Below are 23604 nucleotides of genomic sequence, written 5' to 3' on the forward strand. Positions count from 1 at the left end.
CCGCCCATGGCCCAGTTCTTCATCGACCGCCCCATCTTCGCGTGGGTGCTCTCCATCGTCGTCATGCTCGCCGGGCTGATGGCCATCCGCACGCTGCCGCTGGAGCAGTACCCCGACATCGCGCCGCCGCGCGTGTCCATCAACGCCACCTACACCGGCGCCTCGGCCAAGACGGTCGAAGACTCGGTCACGCAGGTCATCGAGCAGCAGATGAAGGGGCTGGACAACCTGCTCTACATGCAGTCGACCAGCAACTCGTCGGGCGTGGCGCGCCTGTCGCTCACCTTCAACGCGGGCACCAACATCGACGTGGCCCAGATGCAGGTGCAGAACAAGCTGCAGCAGGCCATGTCGCGCCTGCCGCAGCAGGTGCAAAGCCGCGGCGTCACCGTCACCAAGGGCGGCAACGACTTCCTGATGATCGTCTCGATGTACTCGGGCGACGGCAGTGCGTCGGCCGTGGACGTGGGTGACTACATCAGCAGCAATCTCGTGGACGTCATCAGCCGCATCGACGGCGTGGGCGAAGTGCAGACGCTGGGCACCGGCTACGCCATGCGCCTGTGGCTCGACCCCGACAAGCTGCGCAAGTACGCGCTGATGCCCTCGGACGTGGGCAACGCCATCACCGCGCAGAACGCGCAGGTGTCGGCCGGCCAGCTCGGCGCGTTGCCGGCCGGTGCGCAGCAGCAGCTCAACGCCACCATCACCGCGCGCAGCAAGCTGCAGACGGCCGAGCAGTTCGAGAACGTGGTGCTGCGCGCCACGCCCGACGGTGCCGTGGTGCGCCTGAAGGACGTGGCCCGCGTCGAACTCGGTGCCGAGAACCTCACGGTGCGCTCGCAACTGGGCGGTCGCCCCGGCGCCGGCCTGGGCGTGGTGCTGGCCGACGGCGCCAACGCGGTGCAGGTGGCCGAAGCCGTCAAGGCCAAGGTGGCCGAGCTGCAGCCGCTCTTTCCGAACCAGCTGCAGACCTTCGTGAGCTACGACACCACGCCCTTCGTGAGCGCGTCCATCGACGAAGTGGTGAAGGCGCTGGCCGAGGCCATGCTGCTGGTCGTGCTGGTGATGTACGTCTTTCTGCAGAACTTCCGCGCGACGCTGATCCCGGCCATTGCAGTGCCGGTGGTGCTGCTGGGCACCTTCGGCGTGCTGTCGATCGCGGGCTACTCGATCAACACGCTCACCATGTTCGGCATGGTGCTGGCCATCGGCCTCCTGGTGGACGACGCCATCGTGGTGGTGGAGAACGTCGAGCGCGTGATGCATGAGGAAGGCCTCTCGCCCAAGGAGGCCACGCGCAAGTCGATGGCCGAGATCACGCCGGCGCTGGTCGGCATTGCGCTGGTGCTGTCGGCGGTGTTCGTGCCGATGGCCTTCTTCGGTGGATCGACCGGCGTGATCTACCGGCAGTTCTCGATCACCATCGTCTCGGCCATGGCGCTGTCGGTGTTCGTGGCGCTCACGCTCACACCGGCGCTGTGCGCGACGCTGCTCAAGCCCGTTGCCAAGGGTCAGCATGCAGTGGCTCGCCGTGGCGTGCTCGGTGCGGTCGACCGTTTCTTCGCGGGCTTCAACCGCAACTTCGACAAGGGCGCCGACCGCTACCAGGGCGTGGTGGGCGGCATCATCCGGCGCGGCAAACGCAGCATCGTGGTGTACCTGCTGATCGCGGCGGTGATGGCGCTGCTGTTCATGCGGTTGCCGACCTCGTTCCTGCCCGATGAAGACCAGGCCTTTCTGCAGGTGCAGGTGACGCTGCCGCCGGGCGCATCGGACGCGCGGCTGCAGCCGGTGGTCACGCAGATGCAGGACTACTTCACCAAGCAACCCGAAGTGCTGAGCGTGAACGTCATCACTGGCCAAAACGGCGACCAGAGTTCGGCACGCGCCTTCGTCAAGCTCAAGGACTGGGCCGAACGCGAAGGCGACGGACAGTCGGCCGCGGCGCTGGCACGGCGCGCCAACAAGGAGCTGTCGACCATCCGCGACGCGCGCATCTTCGTGCTGCTGCCACCGGCGGTGCGCGGGCTCGGCGCCAACGCGGGCTTCAACTTTCACCTGAAGGACATCAACGGGCTGGGCCACGATGCGCTGGTGAAGGCGCGCGACCAGCTCATCGACCTGCTGTCCAAGCGGCCCGAGGTGGCGAACGTGCGCAGCAACAACCTGGACGACACGCCACAGTTTGCAGTCGACATCGACGACGCGCGCGCCGGGGCGGCGAGCCTGGCCACGGCCGACATCGACAGCACGCTGTCGAGCGCGATGGGCGGCACCTACATCAACGACTTCCTGGACAACGGGCGCGTGAAGCGCGTGTACATGCAGGGCGATACCGCCTTTCGCATGCTGCCCACCGACATCGACCGCTGGAGCGTGCGCAACAGCCTCGGCCAGATGGTGTCGTTCCCGGCCTTCTCCAGCTCGCGCTGGACGTATGGCTCGCCGCAGCTGCAGCGCTACAACGGCAGCCCGAGCTACGAGTTCGTGGGCGATGCAGCGCCGGGCGTGAGTTCGGGCGACGCCATGGCTGCGGTGGACGAAGTGATGAAGCAGATGCCCCCCGGCATCGGCTACGAATGGACCGGCGCATCGTTCCAGGAGCGGCTGTCGGGTGCGCAGGCACCGGTGCTGTATGCCATCTCGATCCTGTTCGTGTTCCTGTGCCTTGCGGCCCTGTACGAGAGCTGGTCCGTGCCGTTCTCGGTGATCCTGGTGGTACCGCTGGGCATCGTCGGTGCGCTGATGTTCACCAGCTTCCGGGGCCTGAGCAATGACGTGTACTTTCAGGTCGGCCTGCTCACCACCGTGGGGCTGTCGTCGAAGAACGCCATCCTGATCGTCGAGTTCGCCAAGCAGTTGCAGGAGCAAGGCAAGAGCGTGATCGAGGCCACGCTGATGGCGGTGCGGCTGCGCCTGCGGCCCATCCTGATGACCTCGCTGGCCTTCGGCTTCGGCGTACTGCCGCTGGCCATCGGCACCGGTGCCGGCGCGGGTGGCCGCCAGTCGATCGGCACCGCGGTGCTCGGCGGCATGGTGGTCGGCACCGCGCTCGGCATCTTCTTCGTGCCGCTGTTCTTTGCGTTGATTCGCGGATGGCTGCAGGGGCGACGCAAGCCTGTCGTGCCTGATGACAACAAGGCGAATGGATCGCTGCCCGCTGCTCCGGCCGCTGCTGAACAGGGAGGCCACTGATGCGGCGCCAATCCTTTTCCCGATTTCCCCTGCGCGCACTCGCCTGCGCGGCCATGGCGTCGGCCGTGCTCGCGGGCTGCGTCAACCTTGCGCCCGCGTATGAGAAACCCGTCGCTCCGGTGCCGCAAGCCCTGCCCTCCGCCGGTGTCGAGGCGGCCACACCGCTCGACCTTGCATGGCGCGACTTCTTCGTCGATCCGCGCCTGCGGGGCGTGATCGAACTCGCGCTCGCCAACAACCGCGACCTGCGCGTGGCCGCGCTCAACATCGAACGCGCGCGGGCCCAGTACGGCATTGCGCGTGCCAGCCTGTTCCCCACTGTCGACGCCAGCGCCGGTGGCAGCCGCTCGCGCACGCCGGGCAGTGTGTCGACCAGCGGTGAAGCGCGCTACACCACGCAGTACAGCGCCGACCTCGGCCTGACGAGCTACGAACTCGACCTGTTCGGGCGCGTGCGCAACCTGAGCGAATCCGCGCTGCAGAGCTACTTCCAGACTGAGGAGACACGGCACAGCACGCAGATCAGCTTGGTGGCGGCCGTGGCCACCGCATGGCTTCAACTGGCCGCCGACGAGCAGCGACTGCAGCTCGCGCGCAGCACGCTCGACAGCCAGCGCAAGTCCTTCGAGCTGATCCAGCGCAGCCACGCGCTGGGCTCGCAGTCCGGCCTGGCGCTGGCGCAGTCGCAGAGCACCGTCGATGCCGCGCGCGCGGATGCTGCGGCATTCGACAGCCAAGTCGAGCAGGCCCGCAATGCGCTGGCCTTGCTGGTCGGGGCCACGCCGCCGGCCGAGTTGCTGCCGGTGGCGGTCGCATCGACGGCGGCTGCGGCCACTGCCGCGCAACTGCTCGTGCCGCCTGCCGGCCTGTCGTCGGACGTGCTCCAGCAGCGCCCAGATGTGCGTGCCGCCGAACACGCGCTGCGTGCCAGCAATGCCGACATCGGCGCGGCGCGCGCTGCGTTCTTTCCGCGCATCGCGCTCACCGCATCGGCCGGCACGGCCAGCAGCAATCTGTCGGGCCTGTTCGCGGGCGGCAGCAAGGCATGGAGCTTCGCGCCCTCGATCAGCGTGCCGATCTTCGACGGCGGCGCCAACCGCGCGAACCTGCTCGTGGCCGAGACGCAGCAGAAGATCCAGCTCGCGACCTATGAGAAGACCGTGCAGACCGCATTCCGCGAAGTGGCCGATGCGCTAGCTGAACGCCGCACGCTGGCCGAGCGGCTCGATGCGCAACGCTCGCTGCTGGGTGCGACATCTCGCAGCTTCGAGTTGTCGCAGTCGCTGTTCAAGAGCGGTGCGAGCAGTTATCTCGACGTGCTCGATGCGCAGCGCGCGTACTACGCGGCGCAGCAGACGCTGATTGGGTTACAGCTTATGGAGCAGACCAATCGGCTGACGATCTACAAGGCGTTGGGTGGAGGGTGGAAGGAGGGCTGAGGCCCTCTTTTCAGCTCAAGTCCGCTGAATAGCGGTCGACTTCGGAGATAGGCGCGCTGACGAGGCGCCGTGGTCCGTTCTGGGCTAGGGGTTGGGAAAGCTGATGCTTCCTTGCGGCTTTCCAGTGGCGTCCTTGAAACTGACTTGCAGACTCATCGTGCGCTTGCACACGCCATCTTTGGTCTCTTGGGTGACGTCAACGTAGCCAGTCGCGGATGTGAATTGCACGAGGTTGCAAGCGCGCTCGCCAGCTTTCGCTACATCGGTGGCCGAAAGACTGATGACCAAGTTGTTTTTCAAGGTATCGCTATCTGCGTGTTGGATGCGCCCCGTGAGCGAGCACGCCCCGTACGCGGTTGCTATGTTCGGAGCCGTCGATCCGGTGAACGATCCATCAGATGCCACCTTGATGGAGCCGATGCTTTGCGCTTGAACATCGCCCCAGCTTCTTGCCAGCACCGTTGAGTTCACGGTCAGAGAGTTGGCGAGTGCATAGGTCCACGGCCCCAAACTTCTGGATGGGGACGCTCCAACGGTGTAGCTGCCACTCAGGGCGCTCTTGGCACTGAAAGTCCCGTTGCCCGCAAGAGACTCCCAGACACTGCTCAGGTCAAGACTGCCAGAACCGGATTTGACTTGCCAGGTTGAATCGGTTGTGCTGAAAGTGAGACTCCCGAAGAACTGGGCATCAGTCGACAGAAAAGTTGTGGACCCGATTGTCTTGGGGGCAATCGTGTAGCCATTCATGTTCGCGGCACTGTCGATGACGATGAGCCCGCTTGTGAAGTTGTCTGCAGGAAGTTTGCGCTCCCAGACACCTTCAAATCCGTTACCGATATCCGCTGTTGAACCGGGTTGCGCGGCGGTGATGCAAGCGGTTGGATCGATGGAGGCTACCGGCTCTGGCGCAGGGGCTGGGGCTGGCGGTTGCGCTGCAGGCGCAGGGGCTGGTGCAGCAGCGAGCGGCAAGAACGTGCCGCCACCTCCACCACCGCCGCCACATCCATGAAGTGTTCCCAGCGCGAGCAAAGCTGCTGCCGTGACAAGTGTTTGTTTCTTCATTTTTACTATTTCCTCCTTGGTTAGAAACTTGCGTTGAGATTGAAGCCCAGCGTGACCTTCGCCGTGCGATAGCCCTCCGGCTTGCGGATGGGCGCGCCGACGAAGAAGTCGTAGCTCAGCTTGGTCCACTGGCCCCGCACGCCGATGACGGCACCTGCCAGGCTGCGCCCCAGAAGATCGACCGTGGAGCGGCCGCCGACATGGCCGTAGTCCATGCCCACGTAGAGCTCCGCCCCGCTCTGCCCTGCACTCCAAGGTATGGCCCAACCGATGTCATTGCGCAGCAGCCAGCCGCGCTCACCCATCAGGCTCGTCTCGCCATCGAAGCCTCGCACCGTGTAGCGCCCGCCGATGGAGAAACGGTCTTGCGGCGTCAGCGGCGTGCGGTTCCACTGCGCCCGGATCAGGCCTGAGTAGCGCAGCTTCTGCTCACCGAGCTTGAACGGCGCATTCAGGCTGATGTCGGCGGTGTAGAGCTTCAGGCGCGAGGTGCCCTCGCCGAACTCTTCTTCCGGCGCGGCGCGCGAACCGAAGCCACCGGTGCCGCGCTTGTAGGCCAGCGTGCCTTCGAGCGTCGCATCGCCGATGAACTCCTTGTGGTTCAGGCTGAACTCCAGGCCCCCGACCACGCGGTGCTGCACCTCGACCTCGGTGTCGTCCACGAAGTTGCGCGACTCGCGGCGCCAGCCCTTGACGGCCAACGTGGTCTTGCGCTGCTGGTTGCGGTAGATCAGGCGAGAGAGCTTGATCTCGGCGTTGTTGCTCTTGCCGGCGTAGACGTAGTCCTGGTTCAGGCCGGCCACACTCTGGTGGTACTGGCTGTTGGAGGCGGTGAAGCCCAGGAGCCAGTAGCCGTAAGGCAGCGAGTAGTGGACGGTCTGGCCTTCAGTGCCCTTCTTCGGATCACCGAAGACGTGGTTGTTGATGCTGTGGTTGGCGCTGACGTAGAGCAGGTCGTTCAGGCCGAAGGGGTTGTCCAGTGAAACGGTGGCGCCGGATTGGTAGCGGCCCGTGGCTTCAGTGCCGCTGTCGTCCAGGCTCAGGGTGACGCGCCACTTCTTGGATTGGACGTACTTGACGACGAGGTCGCTGTCGCCGGGCTTGGCGTTCGCGGCGGTGGAGGGTTCGATCTGGATGTCGGCTTCGGCGGTGGGGGAACGCTTGAGGTTTTCCAGGCCTTGCTCGATGTCGCGCAGGTTCAGCAGGTCGCCGGGGCGGGCGGGGATGGCTGTGGCAAGCAAGGCTGAGCTGCCGAGCAATGTCGATGAGGAGTCGGGCGTCGTGCGAATGGCGGCGATGCGGCCTGGCACGAGCGACAGCGTCAAGGTGCCGGTCGAAAGATCCTGTGGTGCGGCGAGAACGCGGGTTGTGACGTAGCCGCGGGCGATGGCGGCTTGCTGGGCACGTGCGAGGACGACGTTGACACCGGAGGTGCCGAGGCATCGGCCGATGGGCGAATCGTTGCCATCAGGCCCCGACAGATCGGAGACGGCCCACTGGAAGGACTCGGACTGTTCACCGACAAGCAGCACACGGTCGATGCGAAAGCACGGGGACTCGGATTCGGGGATGCGCTGGTTTGGCGCTGGTGGCGCAGCCTGCGGACGCTGATCAACAGTGCGCTCGTTCTGCTCGCGCAAAGCGCGTTCGCGCTCCTGCTGGCGCTGCTGCTCGACGAAGGGTTGCGGGGTGCTTGGAACCTGGGCTTGAGCCCACAGGGGGCCACCCAACAGTACGCCGGCCAGCATGGCACGCGAGTTTTTTTTCAATTTCTCTCCCTCAATATCTTTCTTATCGGCTTCGCCACGCACTGAAGTTCCGCAACTTCAGCGAAACACGCGTTGCTTGGACTGCGCCGTCAGAACTTGCCAGTGTCCCGGGGGTTGTGCACGATCTGAATCAGCATGTCGGGCGTGTAGGACTTGGTGCGCGAGATTTCGGCGATCTCCCCGCCTGCCGCTCCAGCGAAGACCAGCACGCCTTGCCCCTTGTAGGCGAGGTAGTGACGCCACCGGTCCGTTCCGCTATAGGTTGGTATCCAAGCCTTGCCTGTGTTGTTCACCGTTTCGGCATTCGGCTTGCCCATGATTTTGATGGCCTCCGCGTAGGTCATCCCAGCGTGGAGTTGCGCGATGGCGGTACCCGGCACAGGCTGGCTGACTACGGTGCGCTCTTCGTCCTCTTCTGCCGCCACCAATGCGCGGCGACTGGACTCGTACAACGGTGCGGTTCGGCAAGCGGCGAGAGCGATGCACGCCAGAATCACAAGGCAGGGGGTTCGAAATTTCATTGCAGATAAATTCTGGGCAGCGCGCAACTTCTTCATGTAGGAAGAAGTTGCGCGTACAAACCCTGTACCGTGATGCCTTCATCCGTCTTGAGCCTCCGATACACGCCGGCCAGTAACTCATCGGGCTCGGCAGGTGCGACAGGCCACAAGTGAGACCAAGGAAATTTCATGATTGGGTGATCGACCTGTGGATTTGCGAGGCCCGCTTGCTCTCGAAGGCGAAATAGCAGCAACACCTCAACGGGGAAATGGCTGAATACGTTGGCGAAATCCATGTTGTCTCGCTGTGCCGTTAAGCGGGTATGCAGATTGCATAGTTGCACCAGCCAAGCTCCGAGCAACTCAGTGTCCTCTGTGTCCCACATCTCCAGGACGCCTTCAGCAACGTCATAGCGCGGATAGCCAGTGTTCGGGTAGTCCAGTCCATTTACCTTGCACCACAGGCGAAGAATCCAGTGCTGCATGCCAAGGGAATTTGAACTGATCAGATACCCCTCTTGGGTGGCTGCGATCAGCAAAGGAGCCAACCGGGCGGCAACCTCTATTGCCCCCACTGCCGCCGCCAAACCCACCCACCCCATTTCTCGCGCACTGAACATGCTCAGCTTGCGTCCATGCAGGGTTGGAAATTCCGATTCAACCAGGAAGTTCTGAAGAAGACCAAGCTCTCTGCAGACGACGGCACTCGCCAATACCTTCTGCGCGCTCGCCCCCGAAACTGCGAGTCGACTGCCATCGATCACATTGGATTTAGCAAGCATCGCCAAGGGGGCACTTAGGTACACAGACCGTGAAGGCCGATCTACGAGAACTTCCATTCCCGTTTCTGGCGATACATAGACGATTTGCCCTGTCGCGGCATATTCCACAAGCGTCTTTTTGTGCGCTTCCAAACCCATATGCTGCCACTCAGTCTCGCGTGCCAGGTAACGCTTTAAGGTAGGCCAGGATCCGAGTGGTGCAATCGAAGGGAGGGTGGAATTCATCTTGATCTTCGCAATGGTTGATTCTTGTGCACGCAACATGTCTATCTTCTGCTCAAGGCGCAATGCGCGGACGCGAGGTTCCTCTGGGCACAGGCCAAGGTGTAACCTGGATCGTCGGTCGACCCGTTTGGCCCTGTGCAGGCACGGCTACCTCCACCACGTACGGTTTGATCGTATAACCCTGTTGGAGGAGACCGCTCAAATAGATTGCGTAGGCTTGATCTGAAGCACTGATTGGTTTGCCTGCAACGGTCTGAAAATTCGCAGCCTCGTCGATCCAGTCTTTCATCCGCACCGGCAAATTTCCCACTGGCTGCCTATTTCCCGTATCGGTTGCCTTGACTTCGAACCCAGGAATTGTCATACCCACGTGATCGATGGTGCCGCCAATGTAGTCAGCACCATTGCCACTGGCGTTTTGAATCGACCTTCCACCCGGCGACAACTGATTGAGCAGGCCACCAGCCAGATTCGGCCCTTCGCCCCACGCCCCTAAGCGCACGCCAGCGTTTTCTCCAGAAATTCGCTGCCCCTGCGACGGCTGTGTAAACACCGTGGTGCCCGTGATATCTCCGATGCTCTGCGGCGTAGAGCCACTGCCTGGAGCACCATTGGCCCCCTGGCTGTTCGTGATGATCCATCCCAACGGACCGGCGTTCGACCCATTGTTTGGCACGCTCGTCGACCCACCATAGTTCGGCACGGCTCCCGAACCATACCCCCCACCCGCGATATGACCATCGGGGCTCGGGTCCGTTGTCGGGCTGCTGGTGTTACCACCGCTGCGATCCGGCGCAATCGGCACATTGACCATCGGCCCACCGGGGCTCGGCTGCTGCCCTGCACCGAAACCACCGACCGTCGTGTCCACCGCCGTCTGCACGAGCAGGTAAGCCCCATAAAGCAACGACAACGCCGGACTGCGGGCGATCAGAGCCTCAATGTTCTCCAGTTTCGGCGGAATCAGCAGTCCGGTGTTGGGGTCGCGCTGCAGACCACCCGCCGCAGCGGCTGATCCGGCAGCTGCCCCTCCAGCAACACCAGTGACCGGATTCACCGGAAAGAAGAATTGCATTTGCTGCGCATTCGGGTCGCCATTTCCCACGACCTGGTCTCCAGTGACGGCCGCGGCGCGGCGCTGCGCGTACACCGCCTCTGCACCATTGAGGAAGCTTTCCAGCCTTTGCAGGTCCGCGCGCTGCTCTGGCGTCAGGGAGGGGTCATTGCGAAGTTGTGCAATCTCGTTGTGCGCCTGCTGCGCCGGCGTCAACGGTGGTGCGCCTGGTACAGCCGGCGCAGGCGCAAAGAATCCCCCCAGCGCATTGAGCACCGCTTGTACGGCCAGCGGCCCCAACTGGATCACCTGACCCGAAGCGGTGTTGGTGATCGTCACCTGCGCCCCGATCTCGCGCATGGCGCGCTCGCGGTCGGTCATCCGCAATCCATTGGTGGTGTCTACACCAGTGCGCACACCCGTGTTGCCCGCAATGCCCGAGATACCGCTTTGGGTGATGCTCGACTGATTGACGTTCTTGCTGCCAATGCCAACGTTCGGTGAGCCCACGTTCGTGCCGTTCGCCTGCGATGTGCTCGCGCTGGCACTGACGCTGTACCCGCTGCCTCGGAAGACATCGTGGTTGACCAGATCGGTCATGGTCAGGCTGCCGGTGGAGAAGCTGTTCCTGCCGTTGTTCACGGCCGCATCCGTGCTGCTGATGACACCGCCCACAAGGCTCGTGTTCCCCGCCACCTTCACACCAAAGCCACCATCGCCGGCCAGGAACCCGCTTTGCTGGGTCGCACTCGCGAAGCTGCCATCGCCGCGCGTGTTGTGTGCGTATGCGCTGACGCTGCTTTCCCCATAGCAGTACCAGACGCAGATGGTGGCGTTGAAGCCGCCTCCACTGTTCTGGCTGTGATAGGTGCTGGCGTCTTGCAGCGTCTCGACGCGCAGATTGCCGCCTACGTCGGCATTGATGCGCCTGCCGGAGACGGTCGCGCCGCGCAGGGTGGTGTCCCCGCCGCTGGCGATATTGACCTGCTGCCCCGCGCTGACCGTGCTCGGCGTCCAGGTGCCGTCGGTGCCGTTGTCGCGTCCACGCTGGCTGCCTGCGGCAATTTCGATGGTCATGCCCGTGGCTTGCCCAACACCCAGACCCACACCAATACTGCCGCTGCTGCTTCGACTGGTCGAGCTCTGGCTGTTGCTGTTGGCCGCGGCTTCGAGCGTGATGTTGTTGTCCGCCGAGAGATTGACGTTCTTGCCTGCGCTGATTTCGCTGCCGCGCACAAGGATGTTGGAGTCCCGACCACCGCCGGTGGCGGTGAGCGTGACGTTGCCGCCGGCTCGCAGGTGCGAGCCGAGCGCGGTGTCGCTGCTCTGGGTGCTGGTGGTTTCGCTCGAGCTGCCACCAAGGGTCAGGGTGGCACCACCGCCCACCGATTGAGGCGCCTGGCCGGCCGCCACGCGCGCGGCATCGTTGCTGATACCTTGGTAGGTGGAGTAGCCGCTCGCCGCGAGGCTGGCCGCGCCCAGCGTGCGCATGCGGCCGTCCTTGGTATCTCCCATGGCTTCGGTCGTGTTGATGGCGCTTTGCAAGGTGCTCAACAGTGGCGACTTCACGCCCAGCGAGAGGCCGCTTTGGGAGAAGGTCTCTTTGGTGTCCGTGCGGCTGGTTTCTCGGGCCTCGACGATCTCAATGTTTTTGGCCTGAATGTCGATGTTGCCGCCAGGAGCCGTCACGTCGCTGCCGACCTGACGGTACTGGTTGCCAGCCGTGATGGTCACATCACCCGAGATGGCGCCGACGGTGCTGCCCACTGCCGTGCTCTGTACGCCGTTGCGGCTCCCGGTCTGATCCTGACGCCCCCAGGTCAGGCCCATGTTGGAGTCGAAGACACCGCTGCTGTGGTCCTCGCGGGCGAACTTGCTTGCCTGCGATTGCGTGGCGGCTTCAATGGTGACATTGTTGCCGGCCCACAACTCGGTGCCCGTGTCGCTCACGACATTGGACCCTCGAACGAGGATGTCACGGCCTGCGTCGAGGATGACCGTCTTGCCGCCCAGGCTGCTGCCGATGACCTTGGTGCCTGCGGCAGCGCCTTGCGACAGGGTGCTCTCGCTGCCGAAGATGCTGCTTTCGGAATGGAAGCGCATCTCGCCCAGGCCCACGGTGGACTGCCCCTCGACAATGTTGATGTCACGCCTGGCATATACGTCCAGCGCACCATCGGCGCTGTTGATGGTGCCAGCACGCACGCTCACATCCCGCTTGGCGTGCAGGCTGATGTCGCCCTGGCTCTCGATGCGTGTGCCAATCTCCTGCGTGCGCGTGTCCGCGCGGAAGTTGCGCGGGTCCGTGAGGGCCATTTGCTGGTCGCCGATGGTCACTGTGCCCAGATTCACATCGCGTCCGGCACCCACTTCGACGCTTCCATCCTTGCCGCTGTTGGCAACAATCGCGCCGATCAGGTTGACATCCCGACCGGCCGAAGCCACCAGCGTTCCGCCCGGATTGCTCACGTACAGGCCCGCGACGCGGTCGATGATCGTGGCGCTCTTCATGCTCGCGGCACCGGGTAGCAGACTCGTGGGCGCCAAGTTGATGGACGTGGCGCTGCTGGTGGTCGTGCGCACATTGATGTCGCGCCCCGCCGTGACCTCCAGTCGGTTGGCGGCATCGATGGTGCCGCCGATGTTGTTCAGATCGACCCTGGCGTTGAGTCCGACACTGTCGCCGGAGATGCGGCCGTTGAGGTTCTGGATGTTCTCGGCGGTGATGCTGACAGTCTTGCGTCCGGCCACGGTGCCGCTGTTGACGAAGTCGCCGTCGAGCTTGATGTTGACCTCCTTGCCGGCCAGCAAGGCTCCCGAGCCATCGATGTCGCCTTCCCGCACCTTGACATAAACCTGCGGTACAAGCACGCGCTGGGTGCTGCCATCAGGCAAGGTGACGGTCTGCTCGACCAGCCACACGATATCGCTGGTCAATTGCGCCATCTGGGCATCGCTGAGCGCAATGCCAGGGCGCAGACCGTACTGCCGCGCAAAGGTCGCCCCCGCATCCATCAACGCCGCGTACTGCTTGTCGTCGCTGTCGTAACCATCAAGGTAGCGTTGGCCCGTGAGTTGAGCGACCTGCTCGCGAACAAGGCGCTGTTCGTAGAACCCGTCGCCCAGGCGCTTCAGGACGTTGTTGGGGTCTTGCCCCAGGTTGCTCAACAGGTAGTCGCTGCTGAGCCAGTTGCGGTAGCTCGCAAAGCGGGGATCGGTCTCGATCAGGTAGTGGCTCGATGCCTCCGCACGGGTGCGGAACAAGCTGGCCGTAGGCGCGGTCACGCCCGGCATCGTGGTGCGCACGACCTGCCCGATGCCGTCCTTGGATGACGGCAACCGGACCTCGACGATGGGATGGACGACAGGACCGGTTGCGTTCCCGTTGGCGCCCCCCGGCGCGTTAACGCCTGTCCCCGCTCCACCGCCCCCTGCATGCCCGGTCGCGTTGACGCCGCTTGCGCTGGCCACACCCTGGCTTGTCTGACCGACGGCCAGGTTGCCGGTACCGGCGCCACTGCCGCCGACCGCCACGTTGCCCTCCTGGCGTGCGGCCGCCAGCGTGACAGTGGTTGGGATGGAGAGCGTGAACGGCACCGACAGAAAGCTGCGGTTGTCGCCATCGGGTCGGCTGAATCCACTTGCGCCGGTTTGCGTCTTATCGCCAGCGACTTCGACGTTCTTGTTGGCGATCTGGCCGCCCGTGACCGTGAGATTGCCACCAGCCAGAATTTGGCTCGTGTCATTGGTGCCGCTGCTCACCGCGATGTTCATGGCCTTGCCAGCGATGATCCTGGCAGGCGCGGAGCTTTGCAGCACCGGCGTGTGGCTCTGCTCGGTGTAGCCCCAGTAGTTCCATGCATCGTAGCTGTGCTCGCGCACATCTTTGATGAAGGCGCGCGTGGCCGTATCGATGTTTTGGTGTGCCTGCAGGTAGCTCTGCCACTGGTCGTATTCGGCCTGGGTCACAGGGTGGTCGAAGGGGACTTTGTCCGTGACCGTCTGTCCATCTATGCCGACAGGCCTTTGCACGCCGTAGCTGTCCTGTCCCACAACAATATTCGGGTCGATGCGTGCGGGATGGTTTGCAGGGATGACCGGGGGCGGCCTGACGCCGAAGGTGGCCCAGATGGGATCGGAGGCCGGGTAGTACGCGCCAGGAAGCGTGACGGTTTCGCTGAAGTCAATGCTGATGTAGCGGATCTCGTTCCGGTCGGAGCTGTGAGCGGGCGACTTGCCGTAATAGGCGCCAAAGCGCGACAGCGGGTATCTGTCCGATGGAACAAGCAATCGCGTCCAACTGCTGGCGCCGGGCAACACGGGCATGTCGGCGGGCGAGGTGCTGAAGCTCGGCCAGGTGTTCATGTCATTGATGCCGAGGCCACCGACGTTTTGCACATAGCGCACCTGCTCAGGCGTGTAGCGTTGGGTGCTGCCGCCTAGCGCGTATTCCACGACCGCGCGCACTTGACCCGACTGCATCGTCCATGTCACCCCACCATTGGTGTTGTTCAGGACGCCCGTTTTGATCTTGACGTTGTCCGTGGCTTCGATGGTTGCCGCATGGTTGTTCACGCTTCCGGCAGTCTCGCTTGCCTCGCCATTCACCAGCTTGCCACCGATAGAAAGATCGCCACCGCTGAAGATCAATGCCCCATTGCTGTTGTTGAGCGTGCCTGCACCGATGTCCAGGCGCTCTCGGGCCGCAATCGTCCCTGCGGATGCCACATTCAGGACCGTCTCGGTGTCGTTGTTGAGCGTAGTGACCTCGATGGCGACCCGGTTGCCATAGATGCGGCCAGTGCCCGTATTTTTCAGCGTACCGGCATTGATGCGCGTCGTGACCCCATCGATCACGCCGCGATTGGTGAGCGTGTCCGAGGCATTGAGCGTGGTGGTCTTGCCCTGGATGTCACCAGTGGCGGTGTTGTCGATATTCGTCGCGTTGAGCGTGAGGTCGTTGCCCGCCGCCAAGCGGCCGCTGTTCTTGATATTGCCAGTGGTCGTGAGCGTCAGATTGTTGTTGGCCACGGTCTGACTGCCAGCGCCGAACGTGATGTCTTGGCTCACCGAGAGCGTCATGTCGCCGCGCGACAGGAGTTTGCCGTCCCATGTCACCGAGCCCGCGTCCACGGTGACGGTCTTGCCCGCGACCAGGGTGCCCCCGGTATTGATGACGGACAGGTTCTTCGCGCCCGCGGACGTGGCGGTTCCCATAATGGCCAGTGTGTCCCCGGCCGATGCGAGGCCCGAGGTGTTGTCGATCTGCTCGCTGCTCGCGAGAGCAAGCTTCTGATCGGCCCGAACGGCCCCCGCCCGGTTGGTAATCAACCCGGCCGTGATGGCAACGTTCACGCCTTCGATGCCGTGGTCGCTGTCGTTGGTGTCGTTGTTGACGACACTCGCACCGCTCGCGATCACGTCGCCATTCGAGCGGATCAGGCCCTTGGTGTTGTCGAGCTTCCCCGTGCCAGCCTTCAAGGTCAGGTCGCCCTTCGATTGAATCTGGCCGCCGCTGTTGGTCAGACCGGTGGCCGTGAGATCGAGCGTGCTCTCACTGAAGATCAAGCCCTTGCCATCGTTGGTCAGCTGACCGGTGGTTGCCGTCAGCGCTCCCTTGGTGCCGACAAATCCGCCCGCGTTCTGTAAATCACCGCTGGTCAGGTTCAAGGTGCCGTCGGACTGGATGGTGCCGGTGTTGTTGACCAAGGTTGCCGAATTGATTTTGGCCGTCGTGGTCGCAGCCATCAGCCCCTTGGCACTGTTGTCCAGGGTCTTGCCGTTCGTGTCGACCAACAAGTCATTGCCGAAGACCGTACCGCCCTGGTTGCTCAGCCCTGTGGAGAAGAGGGTGGTCTTTTTTTCGGCCTGGAGGAAGCCGGCGTCGTTCGTGGTGGCGCCTGTGGTCTTGACGCTCAGGTCACCCCCGACGGCTGCCACGCGCCCCCCGGTCGCGTTGTCGAGGGTGTCCGCAATCAGCGTGGTGCTGCCGTTGCTGGCCAGCGTGCCGCCCTTGTTCAAGACCGCGCCGCCCACAGTGGCGCTCAGGTCGCCCACAGCGGTGATGCGTCCAGCGCCATTCTTGAGGTCACCGGTCTTGACGGTGATGGTGGCATTGCCGCCCGCACCGATTTCACCTGTCTTGTCCTTGCTGTCACTGCCCTTGTGCGTCCCGTTGTCCAGCAGATCGACTGCGCTGACATCGAGGTTCGATGTGCCGGCCGCACGGATCGAGCCGCCTTGGTTCAAAAGGCTGCCAGCCGCAATGTTCGTGTTGCCGTTGCTCGCGAGGGTGCCGAGTGTGTTGTCCACGGCACCGACGACGGTGATGCGTGTAGCGTCCGTGCCGGTCTGAATGATCTGGCCACCGCGATTGCTCAAAGAGCCTGCCTCGACGGTGATCCGCTTGGCGGTGGCTTCGCCGCTGTCCTGGGCAAAGGTGCCCGACATGGCGACCGACAGTGCGCTGTTGGTGATGATGCGGCCGCCAGCGCCGCTATAGCTATCACCTTCTATCTTCAGCGTGCCTGCGCCAGCGTGTTCGATCTTGCCGCTGGTGTTCGTGATGGATCCGGCCTGCAGGGTCAGGTCCTGGCCGTTGCTGGCAATGCGTCCACCGTCGTTGTTCAAGGTGCCTGTGGCGGCAATGGTGGCCACGCCCGTGCCGGTCTGCACGATCTCGCCGCCATTCGTGTTGTCGATGTTTGAGGCGTTCAGCTTCAGTTGCCCGGCATTGAGTTGGCCGGCGTCGTTCACCAGACGCTGGTCGAGCTGGGCCTTGGCAGTAATGCTCAAGGTGCCGAGCGTCACAACAGTGGCCTTGCTGCCGGTGAGCACGTTGCCCTGGGTCGCGGTGATCGCAATATTGGCCGCGCTGGTCTGGCTGCCCGAAAGATCGACACCTGCGCCTTGCAACGTGGCATCGCCGGTTGCGAGGTTTGTGCCGTTGGCGACCAATGCGCCAATACTCGTTACGCGCAGATCACCAACACCGCCAAGCTTGCCGTCGTTCTGTACGCCGGCGCCGAACACGCTGCCGCGCCCCGATGTCAAACTGCCGGCTGTGATTGCGGTGTTGCGACCTGCAGTGATGCTGCCGCTGTTGGCCAGCGTCCCTGAGACATTGAGCGTCGTATCGTTCGTGCCGCGAATGGCACCGCTGTTGCTCAGCGAGCCGGCCTGCACGGACACGTCCGTACCCGCGCCAATCGCTCCACCAGCATTGCTCAGCTGGTTACCGACAGTGAGCCGAGCGTTCGTATTGACCGATTGGATGCTGCCCTTGCCGTTGTCCAGCGATGCAGCCATGAGCATGACATTGTTGTTGGCAATCAGGGTGCCCGACGTGTTGTTCACTGCCCCTGTGACACCCGCGGTCAGCGCACCTGTGGCCGAGATCACGCCGCGCGTGTTGTCAGCCTTGCCGCCGACCGTGAGCCTGGCATCGGTGGCGCTGGTCAGCGTTCCATCGACATTGACCAGGTCGCCACTGGTGACGATGTTCAGGTTGCCTGCGTTCAGCTTGCCGCCGCTGTTGTCCAGTTGGCCCACATTGGCGCTGAAGCTGTTGCTGGCGCTCAGGGTCCCGCCCGCGTTGCTGAAGCTTGGGCCCGAAACGGCCATGCTGGCCACCGACAGCGAGCCGCCTGCGTTGTTGACCTGCGGCGTGTTCAGCGCGATGGGGCCACCCGCATGGATGCGTCCACCGTCGTTGGAGATGGTGCCGCCTGCGGTGATGACGCCGGGCGCAGGCGGTGTGTACGTGGCGGGCGTGGATGTGCCGCCCGCACTGGCGCCGCCGCCGTCCGTTGCAGATGGCGTCGTCGTGCCGCCGCCACTGGTTGGCGTCGTGCTTCCCGGGTTCGCCGCACCACCACCCGTGCCTGCACTGCCTGCTGCGGCACTCACAGGTTCAGCACCGATCACGCCACCATTGGTATTGCTCAAGACTGGCGAGGCAATGGTCAGGCCGACCGTGCTGGTCTGGCGGATCGTGCCGCCGCGGTTGTCGATGTCTCCGGGCGTCGTCAGTTCAACGCGCTGCCCTTCCAGGGTTCCGATGTTCTCGAGACGGCCCGCGGCGGTGACGATGAGCCCGCCGACACCTGCGCCGATGTTCCCGGCGTTACGCACGCCCAGCCCAGCCTCTGTCCCGACCAGCGAAATCTTGTTCGCGTACATACCGCCCAACGCGGCGACGTCCAGCGAAAAGGTCGGCACGACACCGGTGCCCGATGTGGGCGTGATCTGGCTGTGGTCGGCGCTGATCTGGTTCGCACCGGTCACCACCTTGAGTTCACTCGCCCAGATGCCGGCATTGGCCTGCACGGCCCGCGCCAGGATGGCGGCGTAGTCGGTCGTGCGGGCATCGAGGCCCGCGCCGTCGATGGTGATCGTCCCGCCGCGCACAAGAAAGCTGTCGAGGCTTCCTGCTGGGCTGAACTGCGGCGTGCCGGTGGTCAACGTGGCACGGCTCGCGTTGATGAAGCCACCGCCGTCGACGCTGATGCCGGCCGGGTTGGCAATGATCACTTCAGCGCGTTGGCCACCGACCTCGATGTACCCGCGAAGCTGGCTTGGAATGCCGCCGTTGACTTCGTTGAGGATGATGCGCGCCGAGCCACCTGCCAGATTGGGATTGCCTTGCGTCCAGCCCCCCAATTGGGTCTGCACATTCGTTCTGCTGTTGTTCAGGATCACCCCGTTGGGGCCCACGCTGAACTGGTTGTAGACATTGCGCGAAACGCCCGCGGCGGACGGCGTCTGCACGTTGATCAGCGGCACGCCGTTGGGCGCGACCAGCACGGTGGGACGAAGGTTGCCGGGAACGTTGGGGGCGCCGACGATCTGGGCCTGGCTCGGCATCGCCGCCAGGAGCCCGAACAGTGCGGCTGTTGCCAGCGCCGATGCGACCACTGCGGACGCCGAGGACGCCGCCCCTCCACCGCTCGTTGCCCTGGACGCCCCCTTGCCCGTGCTCGTGGCCGTTTCCTGAACCACCATGCGCATGCCTCTCGCGGCATTGAAGACGATGCGATGCAAATGGCGATTCATGTTTCTGGCGCTCCCTGATAGTTGTCTGTTCGCGACGCGATCTGTGACAAGACGCTCCGAACGGGAGGCGATTATGCAGAATGGAAACCTTTGCTTACGAGGTACTTATTCACAAATCAAAACTGTGCATAAAAAGTTATCGTCGATGTAATTCATACGAATTACATCGACGCGTGATTTGTGGTTTTTTCGAAATGGCAGGCGCCAGAGAAGCAGCCCTCATGGCCAGTCTTGGCCGCCGAAGTGCCTCGTCAGGTAAACAATCCTGCAGGCCGAAAGCCTGCACCCGCCCCTATGCCGCCGGCGCAGCCGGCCGCAGCAACCAACGCACTTCCCGCGTCTGCTCGCTGTCCGGATAGCGCGACTCCAGCGTCGTCAGAATCGGCTGCGCCATGTCGGCACGGCCCAGCCCCTGCACCAGCGCACGGGCCGCCAACTCATACGCCTGCGGAATCGCCTCGTTCCCGCGAAAGCGCCGGTCGAAGCCCGACAGCAGCGCCAGCGTGGCGTGCGCATCACCGTTGCGCCATTCGGCGCGCGCCATCGCAATCACCATCGCGGGGTCTTCGAGCGAAAAAGTCTTGTCGCGCTCGCGGCACAGCTTGAAAACCTTGAGCGCCTCGGACCCCAGGTCGCGCCGCATCAGCAGCGCAATGAAGCGCCGCGCCTGGTCGAGCATCGTGGCCTGCTTGTCGGGCAGCATCGTCAGCACGCGGTGGTAGCGGCGCTGCGCGGCAAGGTCGTCCGACGCGGCCGTGCGTTGCGCCTCGTAGGCGGTGCCGAGCGCGGCGGCCAGGTCGCCGTCGGTGATCAGTTGCGCCACTTCGGCATCGGTGCGCTGCGCGGCGATCTGCTCGGGCGTGCGGCGGTCCACCGGGGCGCCGTCGCGCAGTTCGCTGCCGGGCACGGCGTCGATGCCGAAGGCCTCGTGGTGCTGGAACATCACGTAGCCCAGCAGGCTCGCCATGACCCAGCCGAAATAGATGAAAGCGAAGTTGACGATCGGCAGGACGATGCGGCCGTCGAACACCGGCAGCACCATCGAAATGGCGATCTGCGCGCCCGTGCTCAGCAGGAACAAAAAGAAGCACAGCAGCGCATAGGGCCAGCCGATGATGCGCATCGCGTCCATCACATGGCCGGGGTTCATCGCCTGGAAAAAGCTGCCCGACTGCACCAGCACGATCACCGCCGCCGGAAAGGTGAAGGACATGACGAACAACCCGACCGTGCCCAGCACCGGCTCGTACCAGGCCAGCCAGCCGATCAGGAAGGCCTGCACCACGGAGATGGCGAACAGCTTCCAGGGCAGGTAGGTCCAGTCGTCGCTGGACTCGCGGCCGAAGTTGGCCGAGTCGCGCATGCCGCGCGCGCCGAGCGCGATGATCTTGAAGCCGTAGCGGCTGGCCGCCAGCATGATGCCGACCTCGATGACCACGAAGGCCAGGGCATCGGGCAGGAAGAAGATTGCATCGAAGAGCAGGCTGCAGAACGACAGCAGCAGGCCATAGGCCAGCGGCCGCATCTGCAGCGGAAAGGCGAAGAAGCTGTTGAGCCGGTGCCAGAACGGCGGTGGCGGCGGAAGCGAATCCCTGACGACGATCATGGCGGTGCCTATTTGAAGAAGTCGCTCTGGCTCATGGCGCCGGGGCCGCCCATGCGCATCACGGTGACCTCGTCCGAATGCACGAGGCGCACCTGGCCGAGTTCGCGCTCCAGGCGCTGGGTGAAGCTGGTCTTGTACTGCAGCAGCGCGTCGCCCATCTTCAGCAGGCTGGTGCCCTTGATGACGGCGCTCTTGCGGTCGACGGCCACCTCGATGTCGTCCAGGTGGTAGTCGAATTCGATGGTGAGGATGCCGCCCATCCGTTCGCCGACCCGGCTGAAGGTCTCGAAGGCGTCGCGGTTCGACTTGCAGGCTTCGTCGCGGTCGTGGGAGCGCTCCACCACCTTCCCCATGACCGTGGTCTTGCTCTCGACCCGGGCCTTGCGGCTGAGCAGCTTGCACAGCGCATCGGGATCGCGCGAGTAGATGGCGTGGGCTTCCTTCTGGTAGTAGTCACGCACCTTGTTCTCGTCGAGCTTGCGGCCGCCGACAAAGAAGAACCACGCGCCCACGCAGAGCGCAATCACGATCGCAATTTGCTTCATGCTTCCCCCCGCGCACGCGGCCCCTCTCCATTTTTCGGGGCAGTATACGTTAACAAATGTTTCCAATCGACGACGAACGGAAGCGCATTCCAGGCCGTTTGCAACGGTGTCCGGATCCAGCTTTTGAGCCGCTGCGCCGCCTGAATCCGAGCGGCCGCGCGGGCCGTATATCAGGCATGCGCAACGATGGCCCACAATCCGCGAATGACAGCACCCAGCCCGGACGCCGAATTGATGGCCTTGATCGATCGCATCGGCCATCGCGACGAAGCCGCCCTGCGGCAGCTCTACGACCGCACCTCGCCCAAGCTGATGGGCCTGGCGATGCGCGTCGTGCGGCAGCGCGAATGGGCGGAAGACGTTCTGCAGGAAGCCTTCTTGACCGTCTGGCGAGTCGCTGGCGACTATCGGTCCTCGCTCAGTCCGCCGCTGGCGTGGCTGGGGCTGATCGTTCGCAGCCGCGCGCTCGACCTGCTGCGGCGGCGCACCGCCGACCGCGCCCAGCTCACCCAGGAATTCGACGAGCTGATGGCCGACACCCTCGAATCGGACGCGCCCAACCCGGCGGACACCGCCGATGCGAGCGAGCAGGCCTGGGCGTTGCACCAGTGCCTGGGCCAGCTGGAAGGCCGGCAGCGCGAGGTGGTCAGCCTGGCCTACCTGCGCGAAATGAGCCACGGCGAGCTGGCCGAACAGCTCAAGCTGCCGCTCGGCACGGTCAAGACATGGATCCGGCGCGGACTGGAAAAACTGCGCGTCTGCATGGGACGCTTTGCATGAAGGCGATGACGAAGAAGGCGGCCCTATGAATCTCATCGCACACCCCGAACTGCTCGAACTGCTGGCGGCAAGCCACGCCCTGGGCACCCTGCGCGGCGGCGCCCGCCGCCGTTTCGAGGCCATGGCCCGCGAACAGGCGCCGGTGCGCGCCGCGGCGCTGGTCTGGCAAGGCCGGCTCGCAAGCATGACCGAGCTGCAGAGCCCGATCGTTCCCGATGCGGCCGTGTGGACCCGCATCCGCAACATCATCGACGCCGAGAAGACGCAGCACGCCATCGAACTGCAGCGCGATGCGGCCAATGCCGCCGCAAGCGCGACCAAGCCGCAGCCGGGCGGCTGGCTGCGCAGCCTCGCGCTCTGGCGCGGCGCCACGGCGGCCGGCGCGCTGGCCACCGTGCTGGCCGTGGTGGTCGGGCTCAACCTGCGCGACCAGTTGAACAATGCACCGGCGGTGCAGTACGTGGCCGTGCTGTCCGACGACCAATCGGCCGCCTCGATGCTCGTGACCTTCGACCCGAAGAAAAAGCAGCTCGTGCTGCAACGTGTAGGCAACTACGCCGAAGCCGGCGACAAGTCGCTGCAACTGTGGGCTTTGCCGCCGGGCGGCGCGCCGCGCTCGCTCGGCGTGCTCGACAATGCGCCGGGCCTGCGGCTGGCGGCATCGGAATCCGATGTGCACGCCGTGCCTACCTTGGCCGTTACCTTGGAAGCCAAGGGCGGCGTCCCGCCAGGCAGCGGACCCAAGGGCCCCGTGGTCTTCAAGGGCGCCCTGATCGAAAAAACCATCTGACCTGTTGTTGCCAGTCTTTCCCATGTCTTCGATGAAAACCGCGCTGGCCGCGGTCGCGCTGCTGACGGCTGCGCTCGCCACGCACGCCCAGCCTGCCTTCTTCCCCCAGGAATCCGAGACGGCCGCCGCCGAGGCCGCGTCCGCGCGCGACTACCTGGCCGCCAAGGAACGCTGGCACAACGAGCTCGCGGCCTTTGCCCGCGCCGACCAGGAGCGCTTTCCCGCGCCCGGCGGCGTGGTGTTCGTCGGCAGCTCCACGGTGCGCATGTGGACCCGCATGCAGCAGGACTTTGCCCGGGTGCCTGGCGGCATCGTCAACCGCGGCTTCGGCGGCTCGACGCTGTTCGACTGCAGCCTGTTCGCGCGCGACCTCGTGGTGCGCTACAAGCCCCGGCAGGTGGTCGTCTATGCCGGCGACAACGACCTGGCCGAAGGCCGCACGCCGCTGCAGGTGCTCGACAGCTTCGCGCGCTTTGCCAACGCGGTGCGCGCCGAGCTGCCCAATGCGCGCATCAGCTTCATCTCGGTCAAGCCCAGCCCGTCGCGCGAGCAGCTCATGCCGCAGATCCGCGAGACCAACCACGTGATCTCGGCCTACCTCAACCTGTTGCCCAACAGCGAGTACATCGACATCTACACGCCGATGATCGGCGCCGATGGCCGGCCGCGCCCCGAGCTGTTTCGCAGCGACAAACTGCACATGACGGATGAGGGCTACCGGCTGTGGCATTCGGTGATCGCGCCGCACCTGCCGAGCATTCCGCCAGCGCCGGTCGCGACCTCGTTGCCCTGATGCTGGT

The 23604-nt window shown here is 64.3% G+C and carries 12 protein-coding genes; 5 read left to right on the forward strand and 7 right to left on the reverse strand.

All coding sequences use genetic code 11. From position 1 onward, the window contains the following. The first annotated feature begins 6 nt into the window (after positions 1-6). A complete protein-coding gene (locus ACSFB7_RS19925; RefSeq protein WP_435473165.1) occupies positions 7-3198 on the forward strand; it encodes an efflux RND transporter permease subunit in 3192 nt (1063 codons plus the stop codon). Then, on the forward strand, positions 3198-4637 hold the full coding sequence (locus ACSFB7_RS19930; RefSeq protein WP_435473166.1) for an efflux transporter outer membrane subunit: 1440 nt from the start codon (positions 3198-3200) through the stop codon (positions 4635-4637). The genes ACSFB7_RS19925 and ACSFB7_RS19930 overlap by 1 nt, the downstream gene beginning before the upstream one ends. 84 nt (positions 4638-4721) lie before the next feature. Here ACSFB7_RS19930 and ACSFB7_RS19935 read toward each other — a convergent pair whose 3' ends face one another. The 7 genes from ACSFB7_RS19935 to ACSFB7_RS19965 form a co-directional block, all read right to left on the reverse strand. Next, positions 4722-5699 carry a hypothetical protein gene (locus ACSFB7_RS19935; protein WP_435473168.1) on the reverse strand — a complete coding sequence of 326 codons (978 nt, stop codon included), beginning with the start codon at positions 5697-5699 and terminating at the stop codon, positions 4722-4724. 20 nt (positions 5700-5719) lie between these two features. Beyond that, positions 5720-7447 (reverse strand): ShlB/FhaC/HecB family hemolysin secretion/activation protein, encoded by a 1728-nt coding sequence (locus ACSFB7_RS19940; RefSeq protein WP_435473403.1) that lies wholly within the window; start codon positions 7445-7447, stop codon positions 5720-5722. 110 nt (positions 7448-7557) lie between these two features. Continuing rightward, on the reverse strand, positions 7558-8025 hold the full coding sequence (locus tag ACSFB7_RS19945) for a hypothetical protein (RefSeq protein ID WP_435473169.1): 468 nt from the start codon (positions 8023-8025) through the stop codon (positions 7558-7560). Beyond that, positions 8022-9014 carry a hypothetical protein gene (locus tag ACSFB7_RS19950; RefSeq protein ID WP_435473171.1) on the reverse strand — a complete coding sequence of 331 codons (993 nt, stop codon included), beginning with the start codon at positions 9012-9014 and terminating at the stop codon, positions 8022-8024. Before ACSFB7_RS19950 ends, ACSFB7_RS19945 begins: the two co-directional genes overlap by 4 nt. A gap of 13 nt (positions 9015-9027) precedes the next feature. Continuing rightward, positions 9028-19083 (reverse strand): hemagglutinin repeat-containing protein, encoded by a 10056-nt coding sequence (locus ACSFB7_RS19955; protein ID WP_435473173.1) that lies wholly within the window; start codon positions 19081-19083, stop codon positions 9028-9030. A gap of 292 nt (positions 19084-19375) precedes the next feature. Then, positions 19376-20689: a tetratricopeptide repeat protein gene (locus tag ACSFB7_RS19960; RefSeq protein WP_435473175.1), complete on the reverse strand. Its 1314-nt coding sequence runs from the start codon at positions 20687-20689 to the stop codon at positions 19376-19378. An 8-nt stretch (positions 20690-20697) separates the two neighbouring features. Next, a complete protein-coding gene (locus ACSFB7_RS19965) occupies positions 20698-21234 on the reverse strand; it encodes a hypothetical protein (RefSeq protein WP_435473177.1) in 537 nt (178 codons plus the stop codon). Positions 21235-21438: 204 nt separating this feature from the next. On the opposite strand from ACSFB7_RS19965, the gene ACSFB7_RS19970 reads away from it, so the two are divergent. From ACSFB7_RS19970 to ACSFB7_RS19980, 3 genes are read left to right on the forward strand one after another with little or no spacing between them, the layout of a single operon-like run. Continuing rightward, complete coding sequence (locus ACSFB7_RS19970; RefSeq protein ID WP_435473179.1) at positions 21439-22014, forward strand: RNA polymerase sigma factor; 576 nt, start codon at positions 21439-21441, stop codon at positions 22012-22014. A gap of 25 nt (positions 22015-22039) precedes the next feature. Next, a complete protein-coding gene (locus ACSFB7_RS19975) occupies positions 22040-22804 on the forward strand; it encodes an anti-sigma factor (protein ID WP_435473181.1) in 765 nt (254 codons plus the stop codon). A 31-nt stretch (positions 22805-22835) separates the two neighbouring features. Next, positions 22836-23597, forward strand: coding sequence for an SGNH/GDSL hydrolase family protein (locus ACSFB7_RS19980; protein WP_435473405.1), 762 nt, complete (start codon positions 22836-22838; stop codon positions 23595-23597). Positions 23598-23604 lie beyond the last annotated feature (7 nt).

Origin of the sequence: Variovorax raffinosi (assembly GCF_051216615.1) — a bacterium.
Classification (GTDB): Bacteria; Pseudomonadota; Gammaproteobacteria; order Burkholderiales; family Burkholderiaceae_C; genus Variovorax.